The organism is Tardiphaga sp. (assembly GCF_041424195.1).
Taxonomy (GTDB): domain Bacteria; phylum Pseudomonadota; class Alphaproteobacteria; order Rhizobiales; family Xanthobacteraceae; genus Tardiphaga.
Window position 1 is genome coordinate 42,389 of record NZ_JBGMOE010000026.1, and the last position, 15,061, is coordinate 57,449.

The window sequence follows — 15,061 nt, forward strand, 5'->3', positions numbered from 1 at the left end:
CCAGTGCGACACACCTGCGGCACCAGCCCAAAGAAACGTCGAGGCAAGGCGATGGACCATTCCATGGCCCTCACGGTCACGGCCCTCGATCATCTCGTCCTCAACGTCGCTGACGTCCAGCGCTCTGCCACCTGGTATCAACGCGGCGCTGGGCATGGAGGTGAACGTGTTCGATCCCGGTCAGCGCGCGCGGCACCTTGCGCTCGGTCTATTGCCGGGATCCCGATGGCAGCCTGATTGAAATTTCGTCTTACGAAATAGGCTGACCCTTTACGCGTGGAGGTTTGCGCCGCGCCGGCGTCGATGGCACAACATTCTCCGCAAAAACAAAAAATAAGAAGGCCGCCCCGCGCAAGCGGTCCCTCCAGCGGCTTTCAGCGGAGGATGCATGCCCACGCTCACCACGAATCCCGCCATGATTCCCGGTTCGATCGGTCCGTTTGACGGCATGGATGTGCCGTGGCTGCTGCGCATGCGTGCCGAGACGCGACGCGACCACCCCTTCATTATCTGGTCGCCATTCGACGCGCCCGCGCGCCCATGGACCTATGGCGAATTTCATGATCGCGTCGGCGCACTTTCCGCAGGCCTTGCCAAACGCGGCATCGTCCAGGGCGACTATGTGCTGATCCATCTCGATAATTGCGTAGAGATGCTGCTGACCTGGTTCGCCTGCGTCGAGCTCGGTGCCATCGCCGTCACCACCAATACCCGCTCGTCGGCCGCCGAGATCGAATATTTCGCCGATCACTGCGGCGCCGTCGCCGCGATCACGCAACCATCCTATGCCGAACTCGTCGCCGCCAATTGCCGCAAGCTACGCTGGATGGCGGTGACCTCAAACAATGCCGGCGCGCCGGCCGATGGCCATGCTGCCGGCAAAGCCGAGCGTTTCGAGGTACTGTTCGCCGATAGTGCCGACCGACCGCGCCGCCCCGTCGATCCCTGGGCGCATTGCAGCGTGCAATATACGTCGGGCACCACATCGCGGCCGAAGGCGGTGCTGTGGACCCACGCCAATGCTCTGTGGGGCGGCAAGGTGAACGCCGCGCATCAGGATCTGCATGGGTTCGACACGCATATGACCTATCTGCCGCTGTTCCACACCAATGCGCTGGCCTATTCGATGCTGGCAACGCTGTGGGTCGGCGCTTCCATCGTGCTCCAACCGCGCTTCTCCGCGCGCCGGTTCTGGTCCGTTGCCGCCGAGCATCGCGCGACCTGGCTCTCGACCATCCCGTTCTGCATGAAGGCGCTGCTCGAACACGAGGTGCCGAAACAGCATACGTTCCGCCTCTGGGGCGCGTCGTTCTGCGAACCGCCGGCCTTCGCCAAATTCGGCGTCAAGATCATCGGCTGGTGGGGCATGACCGAGACCATCACCCACGGCATCATCGGCGAGGTCGATCAGCCCAATACGCCCATGGCCATCGGCCGCGCCGCAACCGAATACGGCATTCGGGTCAGCAATGACGACGGCACGCCGACTGCGGTGGGCGAGACCGGCAACCTGACCATCAAGGGCATCCCCGGACTGTCGCTCTTTAAAGAGTATCTGCACAACGAAGCCGCGACTTCAGACAGTTTCGACCCCCACGGCTTCTTCATCACCGGTGATCGCGTCACATTGCTGGAACGCGGCTACATCAAGTTCGGCGACCGCGCCAAGGACATGCTGAAAGTTGGCGGCGAGAATGTCGCTGCATCGGAGATCGAACAGGTCATCATCACCGTCCCGGGCGTGCGCGAAGCTGCCGTCGTCGGCAAGAAACATCCGATGCTGGATGAAGTGCCTGTGGTTTTCATCATCCCACATGGCGGCGTGGCGCAGGCACCACCAGCACTACGTGAGAATGTCATGGCGGCCTGCAAGAGCGGGCTGGCGGATTTCAAAGTGCCGCGCGAAATCCACTTCGTGGACGAGATGCCGCGCTCGACGCTGGAAAAGGTCGCCAAGGCCGAGCTGCGCAAGCTGCTGGCCTGAGGCGAACGGCGCTTATGCGCCGAGCGCCACCGGGCGGAACACCTGTAGCAGTTGCTGGTCGATCTTGTCGCCCATCTGCTCCATGATCTCGAACGCCTTGGCATGCGTGAAGGCCATGCGATAGGCACGCCGCTCCACCAGAGCCGCGTGGATGTCGACGATGGTCATAAGGCGAACGATGTCACTGATCTGATCGCCGGCCAGCGCATCGGGGTAGCCGCTGCCATCCAGAAATTCGTGGTGATGCAGCACGACGTCGAGCATCTCGCGCGGGAAGCTGCCCTGCGCAACCAGCGCTTCGAAGCCGAGGCGCGGATGCTTGCGGATTTCGAGCGTCTCTTCCTCGGTGAGCTTGCCCGGCTTGTCCAGGATCGACACCGGTATAAACGCCTTGCCCACGTCATGGACAAGAGCCGCACGCGTGAGACGGCGCTGATCTTCGTCGCGCATGCCGAGATGCTGCGCAAAGGCCACGGCGAAACCAGTCACGAACAGGCAGTGGCGATAGCTGTGATTGTGATGACGGCCGACCGCGGCCAGCCATTCGCGCAGCGACGTGCGCTTGATGGCCTTCAGAATCTGGTTCTCTGCCTGCATCACGTCGTTGAAAGTGAGCGGCACACCGGCGGGCAATTTCTCGAAGATCTTGACCATTACCGCATGCGCCGCCTCGACGCCGCGATTCAGCGCCTTGCCGCGGGTCGAGAAGTCCTCGTCATGCGGGTTCGGGAATGCGGCCCGGATGCGCTGCATGACACCACGCGCATCGAACGGCCGCGCGATCGTATCGGTGGCGCCAAGCGCCCAAGCCTGCATCGATCCATGATGCAGCGAGTCGGCCAGCACAAACAGGCGCGGTATCGCTTCATAGGATTTATGGCGCAGTTTGTTGCGCACGCGCTGCACGGCCTCTGCCGAACGCAGATTGATATCGACCACGATACCCGACAGCTCGCCGGGCGGCGTCTCCGGAATGGCTGACGTTTGGACAACATCGACTTCGCCGACCTTCTGCAGGATATCGACGAGTTCGCTGCTGCTATCGCTGCGGTCCGATGCCAGAAGCAGTCGGCGGCGCGCCGGCGATTGTTTGACTGAAGCGGTCATATGCCCTCGATCTATTGCGGCGAACGGGCCGCAAGCAGGGACATACATACTTCGGAACAGGGTTCCCGAAGCTTAAGGGGTATTGTTAATGCTTCCTGATTGGCCCCCGGAGGGTTTCATTCCCGCGGATAGCACTATCCGCGGGTTAGGGATTTCGTGAAAACTTTAAGCAATCCCACCTTGCGCCGGTATCCGATCCGGAAAACAGTCGCGCCATGAAGATCCCCGAATTCATCGTCGCCCTTGCGAGCGCGCTCGCCGTCATCGCTCCAGCGCACGGGCAGCCTACCGGGATGACGCCCGATCTGCCATTTACGGCAACCCTTTCGAACACCACGCCGCTGGCCTTCGGCATGGCGGCGGATGATGCCGCCCACGCACTAGGCGCGCCACTGACCTATATCAGCGGCCGACCGGGGCATGAGATCTATCTGGCGATCCGCACCTTCGGGGGCAGCGGCTTCTTCGACCGCCGCGACCGCCTTTATCTCCAGTTTCGCAAGGGACGCCTGACCGGCTGGAAAGGTGACTGGGGCCGGAACTGGATGTGGCAATAGCCGCTTTGTGAGTAGACCGGCGCTGCCGACCGCGCCAAACAGACCTCACCCTCAACAACGATATGGAACACCTCGTGGGACAAGACATCACGCTGACTGCATCTGACGGCTTCAAGCTCGGCGCCTACCGCACCCAACCTGAGGGCCGGCCCAAGGGCGCCGTGGTGGTGATCCAGGAAATCTTCGGCGTAAACAACCACATCCGCACGGTCTGCGACCGCTTCGCCGTGCAGGGCTATGTGGCGGTGGCGCCGTCAATTTTCGATCGCACCGATCCCAATTTCCAGTCCGGCTATTCGCCCGAGGAAATCGCCATCGCGCGCAAGTTCGTCGCTAATCCGGATTGGCCCGCGATGCTGCGCGATACCCAGGCCGCGATCGATTCCGTGAAGGACATAGGCAATGTCGGCATCATCGGCTTCTGCCTTGGCGGCAGCGTTGCCTTCGCCGCCGCCACGAAACTGACCGGCCTCAGCGCCGCCATCGGCTATTACGGCGGCGCCGTGGTGCGCTTTGCCGACGACAAACCGACCGTGCCGACGCAGCTGCATTTCGGTGAAAAGGATCATGGCATTCCGCTGTCGGATGTCGCGACCATCCGCGCCAAACGACCGGATGTCGAAATCTTCGTCTATGACGGCGCCGAACACGGCTTCAACTGCGATCAGCGCGCCAGCTACAACAAGGCCAGCGCCGACCTCGCCAGGGAGCGCAGCCTGGGCTTTCTCGCCAGGCATCTTGTGAAATAAGCATCGCAATTTGCAGGGTGGGCAAAGCGAAGCGTCCCCACCACAGTCATGACCGGGCGCGGGTGGCGGGCACGGCGCAAGTGCGCCCTTGCCCACCCACCCAGCGGCTTCGTTCAGGCGAGTAAGCGAAACTTACTCGCCCTTCACGCCAGCGGTCTTTGCCACCGTCGCCCAACGATCGAAGTCGCGGCGCAGGCTCTTCTCGAACGACTCGGGGCTGTCACCGACGGGAACGAGATTGACCGCTTGCAGGCCGGCGATGCCTTCCGGTGAACTGATGATGCGGCCAAGCTCGGCGGACAATTTGTTCACGATGTCCTTCGGCGTCGCCGCCGGAACGAACACGCCGACCCAGCCTTCGGCCTCGAAACCGGGATAGCCGAGTTCAGCCATGGTCTGCACATTTGGCAGCTTGGGTTTGCGTTTATCGCCGCCCACCGCGAGCGGGCGGATCTTGCCTGCCTCGAGCTGTGGTCCGGCGGTTGTCAAGTCAAGGAATGCAGCAGTGACCTGATTGCCGAGCAGATCATTCAGCAACGGGGCAGCCCCCCGATACGGCACATGAGTCATATCAATGCCGGCATTCTTCTTCAGGAGCTCGCCATAGAGATGCGACGTGGTGGCATTACCGAAGGTGCCGTACGGATATTTTCCGGGGTTCGCCTTGGCGAGATCGACCAGTTCCTTCACGGATTTCATCGGCTGCGCTTCAGGAACGACGAGCACGATCGGCGAGATCGCGACCTGCGTCACCGGCGCGAGATCCTTGAACGCGTCGTAAGGCAGTTTCGACATCAGGCTCGGCGCCTGGATGATCTGCGTGATCGCAACCAGCACGGTGTAGCCATCGCCCGGAGCCTTGGCGGCGAAGTCGTTGCCGATCACACCGCCGGCGCCCGGCTTGTTCTCGACGGTGACGGTCTGCTTCCAGGACTCCTGCAGCTTCTGCGCCAGCAGGCGCGCGGCGACATCGGTGGCACCGCCGGGAGCATAGGGCACGACGAAGGTGAGGCGCCGATCGGGATAGGATTGCGCGGTCTGCGCAAATGCTTGCGAAGACAGCGCCGTTCCCAACGCCACGATGGCTGCCAGAGTGACGCCGCGCATCGCGTTGATCGACTGACCCGTCTTCATCTCTTCTCCCCCTGATCCATGTGTGCCGACATGGCGGCGCATTTCAACGAGTTGGCCTCGCTTGATCATTGCTTACAGGGCGGCAGGCGATTCTGATACAGGGCAACACGTATCCCGACGCCAATGCGCCGATACATCGCAGCCAGTTTCACCGCGGGAAAGCGCCTATTCCACGAAGCGGAGAAAATCGCGCTTGGGATGATACTTGCGGTCGACGCGCGATCAGAACCAGCGCTCGCTGACCAGCACCGTATCACCAGGATTGATCGGCGTGCCCAGTGGCACCACTGCGCGGTACGAGCCCTCAACAGTGGTGTGGGTCAGCGTGACTTCGTCGCGCTGGGCGCGCGGCGAGAAGCCGCCGGCGATGGCGATCGCGCTCTCGACACTCATATTGGGTACGTAAGGATACTGGCCGGGAGCGGCGACCTCACCGAGAATGAAGAACGGACGGTAAGCTTCGATTTCGACAGCCACCGACGGCTCGCGAATGAAGCCGTTGCGCAGGCGGCCGGTGATGCTCGCAGCGAGCGCAGCGGGCGTCATGCCGCGCGCAGGCACGCGGCCGATCAGCGGCATGGTGATCGCGCCACCGGCATCGATGGCATAGGAATTGGTGAGACCTTCCTGGCCGTAAACCACCACGCGCAGCTTGTCGCCGGCATCGAGCTTGTACTGCACATCATAGGTCGAGACGGGGGGAGCGTAAGCAACCGGCACGGCTGCCGGGCCGTAGCCCGGGCGACCGTAAGCGAGCGTATCGAGATCGGCAGCCGGCGCGACCACTGCAACAGGACCCGGTCTCCGCATGCAGCCGGATAGAACCAGCGCGGCAACCGCGACAATCATGGGCAGACGAAACACGCGGGCAAGCGACACTGGATATCCCTCATAGAGGCAGCTTCGGTTTTGGCCTCTTATGGTTAAAATTCCGTTGTCATTACCTTCCATCAGCCAGCAAAAAGCCCGCCTCCGGGAACATCCGAAAGCGGGCTTTTGACGTTGTTTATCTACACTTAGCCGTGGTCAGCTCCGGCCGTGACGCCGACCCCGATCGGGCACGACACGCCGGTGCCGCCGAGACCGCAATAACCGCCGGGATTCTTCGCCAGATACTGCTGGTGATAGTCCTCGGCGAAATAGAATTTCCCGGCCGGCGCGATCTCGGTGGTGATGGTGCCGAGGCCCTTCGCCGACAGCGCCTTCTGATACGCCGCCTTCGACGCGGCAACGGCATCGTGCTGCGCGTCGTTGAAGGTGTAGATTGCAGAACGATACTGCGAGCCGACGTCATTGCCCTGGCGCATGCCTTGGGTCGGGTCGTGGCTCTCCCAGAACGTCTTCAGGAGTTGCGCGTAAGAAATCTTCTTCGGATCGAACACCACCAGCACCGCTTCGGTGTGACCGGTGCGGCCCGAGCAAGTCTCTTCATAAGTCGGGTTCGGCGTGAAGCCGCCGGCGTAACCAACCGCCGTCGTGTAGATGCCGTCACCGAGCTCCCAGAACTTGCGCTCTGCGCCCCAGAAGCAACCAAGCCCGAACACTGCACGCTCAAGGCCTTCCGGATAGGGCGGCTGGATGTTGCTGCCATTGACGAAGTGATGTTTGGCAGTGGGGATCGGCGTATCGCGACCGGGCAGCGCCTCGGCCGCGGTCGGCAACGCAGTGGTCTTGCGCATGAACAGCATGGATCATCTCCCGGCGCGCTCGCGAACGAAGTGGACTCCGGTTCGCTGGACGAACGCGCAGATCTGGGCCAACAGCGCCGGCGAGGCAGAACCGGATTCACTCCTGCCGCACGGCGTATCTCAAGGTGGCAATATAGGCATCTACGACGGAAACGGCAGGTCTGTTACGCTGCCGGTACGCCGTCAATTCCGCGAATAGCCGATCAGCGGCTTGCTCGGCCGGAACAACAGCATCAGCACGATGCCGAGCACGCCCATGACGGCCCAGGACGGCTGATCGAGCAGCAGTTTGAGAAAACCGCTGAGGAACGGCGCATTGGCATCGACCATCGCCTGGAAGGAACGCTGGCTGGCCTGGTTGACGTCGTTCCAGAACTCACCGAGTCGGGTCAGCCGGAGGGCCTGATCCGCAATCGAACGCGCGCCATCATAGACCAGGAACACGAACCCACCGGCCAGCAGTAACAGCCCTATCAGGCGGAAAAACCCGCGGATCATTCGAACCCCCTCATCACTCTCACCCCCGGCAATACCGGGCAAAACCGAGAAATTCAACCTCATCAGCAACTTAACCGCCGTTCTGCGGTTGTTTTTCGTCTAAAGGCATAGCCGGAAAGCGTTGACGGTCGAAATCGGGCGCTCTATAAGGAGCGCCAATGGCGGTGGGCGCAATCCCGCCGCCGCTGTTCTTTGAGCGGCGCGCCCCGTGAGTTTCGAAACGCGTGAGCTTTGCCGCTCCGGGGATAGCATTTTCAGGAACACCCCGGAAACAGATCAGCGTTGGCCGCAGTCGAGCGGCAGACGTCAATCAGCCCGGCGCCCGAGACGGGACGCTGCTGAAGGATAGTGAGATATGGCCAATACGACCTCCGCCAAGAAGGCGACGCGCAAGATTGCCCGCCGCACCATCGTCAACAAGTCCCGCCGCACCCAGATGCGCGGTGCAGTCCGCACCGTCGAGGCGGCGATCAAGAGCGGCGACCGCGAAGCGGCGCTGAAGGCGATGAAGCTCGCCGAGCCCGAACTGATGAAGGCCGCGCAGCGCAACCTCGTTCACAAGAATCTCGCAAGCCGCAAGGTCTCGCGCCTCGTCCATCAGATCGCGAAGCTCGCACAGTAATCTGACGACGACATCCTTTCTAAAAGCCCGGCTTCGTGCCGGGCTTTTTTTATGCCGCAATGCGCGCGCGCTATCGCGTCACAAATTCTGATGCAGCACAAAGACTGATGCGCACTTGCACAATGCGCGTCTCGTCATGTGTCTTCAACGGCGCAGCCGGAACGCACAACGCGTCACACCGGGGGCCAATCCGCGTTATCGCTTGCGCCCGCGTGATTCTGAAAAAGCAACAGCGCTACGCCGCCAGCGCGAGTCCGATGTCTAGGGTTACCCTGACTCAACGCACAGAAAAAAACGCGCGGCTCTAATCACTTATCGGCATAGCGAAGCGGACCAGTTTGAAAACGCGGACTCGGTGCCTTCATTCGTAAATGAATTATGAATTTCTTTTTTCGCTGGATCGAATTTGCAACGGCACTGTCACATTGCGATTCAGCGCGTTGATTCAAAACCTTGACGTATCGCCAAAAAAATCACGCCGTGATCGGGGCTGCGCAAGTGAGGCTTTTGCTGGACACCTCAAAAATGATTCCGTTGCGAGAAACGGGCCGTGCTGTATTTCTTAATCACTCGCGGCGCCCGCGGTTCTTGAGATCAGAGCGATTTAAGAACCAGGGCGGACCTTAGGATCAGCGACGGTCTTCAGGTTAGCGACACCTTCCAAGCTTTGATCGGATCGCAGCCCATAGCAATATGGGAAGGGTTGTTCTGTGTCGAAATTTCTCGAGTATCCGTTCGGATGCTTTGAAAAGAAATGCGCACCGGCCAATCGTAACCGGCAAAGCTGAAGGTGCGGAAGTAAGCGGGCAGACGAGCGGGCAAGACGACGGCACGGAATGCGACCTGAACGAGTTTCAATGTTCAGCGTTGCGAACTGACTTTGAACCATATGTGAACTGACACCTTGCCGCGAGCGACCGCGGCGAGCGGGGGGGAGGCTTTATGCGCAAATCGACCACGACAGCATTCCAGCTACTGCGATCTGCGTCTCGTTCAGATATGGCTGCACATGCAGCGATCCGGCCCTCCGCCCACGCTCCCGACAGACCCTCCAGTACGCGCTGACCTCGCGGCGAGGTCCTCTTCGACATCACTGATCTGACTTCGGCCGGATGGCCGTTGGCGGAGCTGTGCCCGAAGACGACACGTCACACGAGGTCGCACCGCGTCTCCATACGCGGACATTCAATCGGCGGCGTTCTGCCGGACACTCACTCTATCTGAAAAGTTCTCTGACAATGGCTAATATGGAACAGGATCACTGGTCTCGCGTGAAAGGTCGGCTGCGGTCGACGGTTGGCGAAGACGTCTATTCCAGCTGGTTCGCGCGGATGGATCTCGAAAGCGTGCAGGACGACAGCGTCCATCTTTCGGTACCCACCCGATTCCTGAAGAGCTGGATCCAGGCCCACTATGCCGAGCGCGTGCTGAACGCCTGGCAGGCCGAGATGCCACAGGTTCACCGCGTCGACCTCACTGTGCGCTCTGCAATGCGCAACGTTGCGCCCGCGAACAAGGAAGCCTCAGCGCCGACCGAAGCGCGCCGCACCGAGACGTCCAACAACCGCCCCGCGCCCGAGCTCCGCGCGACGGCCACCGCACCGGTGTCCGCAAGTCATGAAGCGCTCGGCGGCTCGCCGCTCGATCCGCGCCTGACCTTTGCGAGCTTCGTGCTCGGCCGCGCCAACACGCTGGCCCATGCTGCGGCGCGTCAGGTCGCCGAAGGCCGCCGCGGCGATCCGGTGATGTTCAACCCGCTTTATATCCATGCCGGCGTTGGCTTGGGTAAAACCCATCTTTTGCAGGCCGTGACCTGGGCCGGCAATTCCGGCCCCGACCGCAAGGTGCTCTATCTCACCGCCGAGAAGTTCATGTACGGCTTTGTCGCTGCGCTGAAGACGCAGACGGCGCTCGCCTTCAAGGAAGCGCTGCGCGGCATCGACGTGCTGGTCATCGATGACATGCAGTTCCTGCAGGGCAAGACCACCCAGGCCGAATTCTGTCACACGCTGAATGCGCTGATCGATGCAGGCCGCCAGGTCGTGATCGCCGCCGATCGTCCGCCATCGGATCTGGAAAGCCTCGACGAACGCGTACGTTCGCGCCTCGCCGGCGGCCTCGTCGTCGAGATGAGCTCGCTCGGTGAAGAACTGCGCCTGGGCATCCTGAAGTCACGCGTTGCCGCAGCCCGCGCGCACCACGCCTCATTCGAAGTGCCGGAGCCGGTGCTGGATTATCTGGCCCGCACCATCACCCATAACGGCCGCGACCTCGAAGGCGCGATCAACCGCCTGCTGGCGCATTCGAAGCTCAATGCCACGCCGGTGACGCTGGAAATGGCCGAGCGCGAAGTGCGCGACCTGATCCGCCCGCAGGAACCGAAGCGCATCAAGATCGAGGACATCCAACGTGTCGTCGCACGTCAGTACAATGTCAGCCGCTCCGACCTCCTGTCCTCGCGTCGCACCGCCAATGTCGTGCGCCCCCGCCAGGTTGCGATGTATCTGGCCAAGACCCTGACGCTGCGCTCGCTGCCGGAAATCGGCCGCCGCTTCGGTGGCCGCGATCACACCACGGTTCTGCATGCCGTGCGCAAGATCGAGGCACTGGTCGGCAAGGACGTGGCCCTGCAGGACGAGGTCGAAACGCTGAAGCGTCAGCTGCAGGAGTAAGGCGCTCCCGATCCCGGTGCGCCGAAGCGTGCACCGGGGCAGGATCCGCGTCTTAACCCTCAAAACATTGGGGGCCGGAAGTGCATCTCTCTTGCGCTTCCCGGCCATCCACGCCACCTTGCGGTCCCCCGCGGGATTGAGCAAAATCCACTGATCGAGCTTGCGGGTGTCATCGCCGCGGCGCCCGTTCGGGCTGCCAGGCACCTCCACACGATACCGGATTGAATCGGGCGGGTTTTGTTATGAAGGTCACCGTCGAACGCGCGCAACTCCTGAAGTCGCTGAGCCACGTGCATCGCGTGGTCGAGCGCCGTAACACGATTCCGATCCTCGGCAACGTGCTGATCCGCGCCGAAAACGCCCGGCTGTCGCTGAAGGCCACCGATCTCGATCTGGAAGTGACTGAAACCCTGGCCGCCGAAGTCGGTACCGCCGGTTCCACCACTGTGCCCGCGCATATGTTCTACGACATCGTCCGCAAACTGCCGGATGGGTCGCAGATCGTGCTCGAAGCCGATGGCGATCGCTCGGTCATGGCAATTCGCGCCGGTCGCTCGCGCTTTACCCTGCAGACCCTGCCGGAGAACGATTTCCCGGACCTCGCGGCCGGCGACATGACCCATGCGTTTGCGCTGCCGGCCTCCGACGTCAAGCGCCTGATCGACCGCACGCAGTTTGCGATCTCCACCGAAGAAACCCGCTATTATCTCAACGGCATTTATCTCCACGCCGCCGGCACCGCGACCGCCGCAACCTTGCGCGCCGTCGCCACCGACGGTCACCGTCTGGCACAGATCGACCTCAAGCTGCCCAAGGGCGCCGACGGCATGCCGGGCGTCATCGTGCCACGCAAGACGGTCGGTGAGGTGCAGCGCCTGATCGAGGACCTGGAAGCCGAGATCACCATCGAACTGTCACAGGGCAAGATCCGCTTCACGCTCGGCAATGTGGTTCTCACCTCGAAGCTGATCGACGGTACCTTCCCCGACTATGGCCGTGTGATCCCGCAGAACAACGACAAGGAACTGATCATCGACAAGAAGGATTTCGAGAACGCAGTCGATCGCGTCTCGACAATCTCCAGCGAACGCGGCCGTGCCGTGAAACTGGCTTTGTCGGCTGGCAAGCTGGTTCTGTCAGTGACCAATCCGGACTCGGGCAGCGCCACCGAAGAACTCGAAGTCGAATACGCGTCCGACGCGCTCGATATCGGCTTCAACTCGCGCTATCTGCTCGACATCGCCGCCCAGATCGAAGGCGAAGTCGCCGTACTGCGCCTCGCCGATCCCGGCTCGCCGACGCTGGTGCAGGACAAGGATGCCAAGGGCGCCTTATATGTGCTGATGCCGATGCGGGTGTAGTCTTCCTCCCTCTCTTCCCCGTGCGAAGCGAAGCTTCGCCAGGTGGGAGAGGGTGAATCGACCAAAGCGGTCGAGACGGGTGAGGGTGCCACAAGCTCCGAGCCCCCGCACTACCCCTCATCCGGCACGGCCTTCGGCCGCGCCACCTTTTCCCACAAGGGGAGAAGGAAGAAGAGCGCGCCGTCGTGGACGCCAGTGAATGACCGCCTCCCGCATCCATCGTCTGTCGCTCACCAATTTCCGCAGCTATCGCGCGGCATCACTGGAGACGTCGGCGGACATGATCGCCCTCGTCGGCCCGAACGGTGCCGGCAAGACAAATTGCATCGAAGCGATCTCGTTTCTGTCGCCGGGCCGCGGTCTGCGCCGCGCGACACTCGAAGACGTTGCGAGTAACGAAGGCGACGGTTCCTGGGCCGTGTCGGCCACCGTCGAGGGCGAGGTCGGCCTGGCCACACTCGGCACCGGCATTGATGCACCCTCCGCGGAAGGCGCATCGACCAGCCGACGATGCCGCATCGACCGCGAGCCTGTCGGCTCTGCGGCAGCATTCGGCGATCACCTGCGCATGGTGTGGCTGACGCCCGCCATGGACCAGCTTTTCATGGGCGCGGCATCGGAACGCCGACGCTTCTTCGACCGCCTCGTGCTGGCCATCGACAAGGACCACTCCGGTCGCGTCTCCGCACTCGAGCGTAGCCTGCGTTCGCGTAACCGCTTGCTCGAAGACCGGAACAGCGACGCCCACTGGCTCGATGCGATCGAGCGCGAGACCGCCGAACTCGCGGTTGCCGTCGCCGCGACGCGCGGTCAGACAGCGATACGGCTCGCAGGGATGCTGCGCGTGCGCGGCGAAGCCTCGGCCTTTCCGTCGGCGCTCATCATGCTCGACGGATGGATGGAGAATGCGCTGGTCAATGAACCGGCGACAACAGTCGAAGATCGCTATCGCCAGATCCTGCGCGATGGCCGCCCGCGCGATGCCGCCGCCGGCCGCACGCTCGACGGCCCGCATCTCACAGACCTGCAGGTGATCTACGCCCCCAAAAACATGCCGGCGCGCGATGCCTCCACCGGCGAACAGAAAGCATTGCTGATCGGCCTGGTGCTGGCCCATGCCACGCTGGTCGCCGAGATGACCGGCATCACGCCGCTGTTGCTGCTCGACGAAGTCGTCGCCCATCTCGACCCCGACCGGCGCAGATCACTGTTCGGCGAACTGTCGAAACTGGGCGCACAGGTCTGGATGACGGGCGCCGATCCCGCGGCCTTCGCCGATATCGGTCCCGCGGGCGAAATCTTCGACGTCGCCAATGGTCACGTCACACGCCGATAAACCCCGGCATGAATAATGCTTTCATCGCACGATGATGATCGCGGATCGCGCCATGACCGATCGCCCCTTGAAGATCTGCTAGAACACCTGCAAACATCTGGTGATGTTGACCTTTTTAGCTATCCACCTGACCAGCTTCGGACGCGCCCTGTGGGGCGAGATGCGCGCGCTGCCGGTGCCTGGCCCGCGCATGATCGATGAGGCCGAATGCATCTGTTCGGTGCTGCTGGCCATCGTCTTGTCGCATGCCATCGGCGCCGAAAATGTCGGCTGGGCCGCATTCTCCGGCTACATGGTGATGCGCTCGCATGTCACTGAAAGCTTTACGCGCGGCATCCTTCGCGTCATCGGCACGCTCGTAGGTGCAGCGCTCGCGCTTGCCGCTGCGCCTTTACTGCTCCGGCAGCCCCTGTTGCTGAGCCTCGGTCTGCTGATCGGCGGCGGCGGCACGCTGTATTTCGCCATCGTCGGCCGCCGCGCCTATGCCTGGCTGTTCACCGGCCTCACCTTCCTGATGGTACTGATCGAAGGCATGGAACATGCGCGGGAGCCGATCCTGCGCTTTGCTTCAACGCGCGTGCTCGAAGTGCTGGCCGGCACCACCGCTTGCGTCATCGTCAGCGCGATTTCGACCTTCACGATCCGCCGCGCACTGCCCAATCCCGATCTCAATCTGCGCGCCAAGCCGGTCGACCAGCCGGCGCGGCAATGGCACGCCACAGTGGCACGTCACGCTCTGGTCGGCGGCATTGCATTGGCGCTGATCCCCTGGGCCTGGCTATGGCTCGGCATCCCGTCGCTCAGCCAATCCAGCATCACCATCTTCGCGGTCATGCTGGTGCCGGCCGCGTCGCTGGCAGAAGGCATGCTCAGTCCGGTTTCCTCGCGCATGATGAACCGTCTGATAGGCTGTCTCGCCGGCGGCCTGCTCGCCAGCGCGATCCTGCTGGTGAGCCACCATTCGCCGGTCGTGATGACCATCGGGCTCGCGCTCGGCGTCATGATCGGCCGTCACATCGAAAACGGGCCGCCCTCCATGAGCTATGCGGGCCTGCAGTTCACGCTCGCTTTCCTCGTGGTGCTGGTGCCCGACAACTACGCCAATGCCGCCCTGGAGCCCGGCTATGACCGTCTGTTCGGCATTCTGTTCGGGATGGTGTTGCTTGAACCGGTCGTGCTGGCTGCGCATCTGATCGCCCCGCGCGGTCTCAAGACGAGTGCCGACAAACCGGCCGCGGAACTAGCTGACAAATAGTCTCCGGAATGCACGCAAGCCGGGCATTTTCGACGCCCGAAACAGACGCTCAATCAGGCCGTAAAAACGGCCTGAAACAGGCTTGAAACGGCGCGAAA

13 protein-coding genes and 1 pseudogene are annotated in these 15,061 nt (G+C 62.3%); 9 read left to right on the forward strand and 5 right to left on the reverse strand.

The genetic code is table 11. The features are described 5' to 3' along the window. Positions 1-63: 63 nt before the first annotated feature. A pseudogene (locus ACEK02_RS03115) lies at positions 64-266 on the forward strand (VOC family protein). A 122-nt stretch (positions 267-388) separates the two neighbouring features. Beyond that, on the forward strand, positions 389-1,984 hold the full coding sequence (locus tag ACEK02_RS03120) for an AMP-binding protein (RefSeq protein ID WP_371420338.1): 1,596 nt from the start codon (positions 389-391) through the stop codon (positions 1,982-1,984). Positions 1,985-1,996: 12 nt separating this feature from the next. Here ACEK02_RS03120 and ACEK02_RS03125 read toward each other — a convergent pair whose 3' ends face one another. Continuing rightward, a complete protein-coding gene (locus ACEK02_RS03125) occupies positions 1,997-3,091 on the reverse strand; it encodes an HD-GYP domain-containing protein (protein WP_371420339.1) in 1,095 nt (364 codons plus the stop codon). Between the two features lie 215 nt (positions 3,092-3,306). On the opposite strand from ACEK02_RS03125, the gene ACEK02_RS03130 reads away from it, so the two are divergent. Together ACEK02_RS03130 and ACEK02_RS03135 are read left to right on the forward strand one after the other, a co-directional pair. Then, positions 3,307-3,648 carry a hypothetical protein gene (locus ACEK02_RS03130; protein ID WP_371420340.1) on the forward strand — a complete coding sequence of 114 codons (342 nt, stop codon included), beginning with the start codon at positions 3,307-3,309 and terminating at the stop codon, positions 3,646-3,648. Positions 3,649-3,722: 74 nt separating this feature from the next. Next, positions 3,723-4,397 (forward strand): dienelactone hydrolase family protein, encoded by a 675-nt coding sequence (locus ACEK02_RS03135; protein WP_371420341.1) that lies wholly within the window; start codon positions 3,723-3,725, stop codon positions 4,395-4,397. Between the two features lie 132 nt (positions 4,398-4,529). Here the strand turns inward: ACEK02_RS03135 and ACEK02_RS03140 are convergent, their stop codons facing one another. From ACEK02_RS03140 to ACEK02_RS03155, 4 genes are all read right to left on the reverse strand, one after another. Then, positions 4,530-5,531: a Bug family tripartite tricarboxylate transporter substrate binding protein gene (locus ACEK02_RS03140; RefSeq protein WP_371420342.1), complete on the reverse strand. Its 1,002-nt coding sequence runs from the start codon at positions 5,529-5,531 to the stop codon at positions 4,530-4,532. A gap of 222 nt (positions 5,532-5,753) precedes the next feature. Then, positions 5,754-6,410: a polysaccharide biosynthesis/export family protein gene (locus ACEK02_RS03145; RefSeq protein WP_371420343.1), complete on the reverse strand. Its 657-nt coding sequence runs from the start codon at positions 6,408-6,410 to the stop codon at positions 5,754-5,756. A 137-nt stretch (positions 6,411-6,547) separates the two neighbouring features. Further along, positions 6,548-7,219 carry a peptide-methionine (S)-S-oxide reductase MsrA gene (gene msrA / locus ACEK02_RS03150; RefSeq protein WP_371420344.1) on the reverse strand — a complete coding sequence of 224 codons (672 nt, stop codon included), beginning with the start codon at positions 7,217-7,219 and terminating at the stop codon, positions 6,548-6,550. Between the two features lie 183 nt (positions 7,220-7,402). Beyond that, positions 7,403-7,717 (reverse strand): hypothetical protein, encoded by a 315-nt coding sequence (locus ACEK02_RS03155; protein WP_371420345.1) that lies wholly within the window; start codon positions 7,715-7,717, stop codon positions 7,403-7,405. Positions 7,718-8,072: 355 nt separating this feature from the next. Here ACEK02_RS03155 and rpsT point away from each other — a divergent pair, with 355 nt between their 5' ends. From rpsT to ACEK02_RS03180, 5 genes are all read left to right on the forward strand, one after another. Continuing rightward, a complete protein-coding gene (gene rpsT, locus ACEK02_RS03160) occupies positions 8,073-8,339 on the forward strand; it encodes a 30S ribosomal protein S20 (protein WP_068729934.1) in 267 nt (88 codons plus the stop codon). 1,238 nt (positions 8,340-9,577) lie between these two features. After that, the gene (dnaA, locus tag ACEK02_RS03165; protein ID WP_371420346.1) at positions 9,578-11,011 is read left to right on the forward strand and encodes a chromosomal replication initiator protein DnaA; all 1,434 of its coding nucleotides are present in this window, start codon (positions 9,578-9,580) and stop codon (positions 11,009-11,011) included. 242 nt (positions 11,012-11,253) lie between these two features. After that, a complete protein-coding gene (gene dnaN, locus ACEK02_RS03170) occupies positions 11,254-12,372 on the forward strand; it encodes a DNA polymerase III subunit beta (RefSeq protein WP_371420347.1) in 1,119 nt (372 codons plus the stop codon). 199 nt (positions 12,373-12,571) lie between these two features. Then, positions 12,572-13,708 carry a DNA replication/repair protein RecF gene (gene recF / locus ACEK02_RS03175; protein ID WP_371420348.1) on the forward strand — a complete coding sequence of 379 codons (1,137 nt, stop codon included), beginning with the start codon at positions 12,572-12,574 and terminating at the stop codon, positions 13,706-13,708. A 103-nt stretch (positions 13,709-13,811) separates the two neighbouring features. Continuing rightward, the gene (locus tag ACEK02_RS03180) at positions 13,812-14,963 is read left to right on the forward strand and encodes an FUSC family protein (protein WP_371420349.1); all 1,152 of its coding nucleotides are present in this window, start codon (positions 13,812-13,814) and stop codon (positions 14,961-14,963) included. Positions 14,964-15,061: the final 98 nt, after the last annotated feature.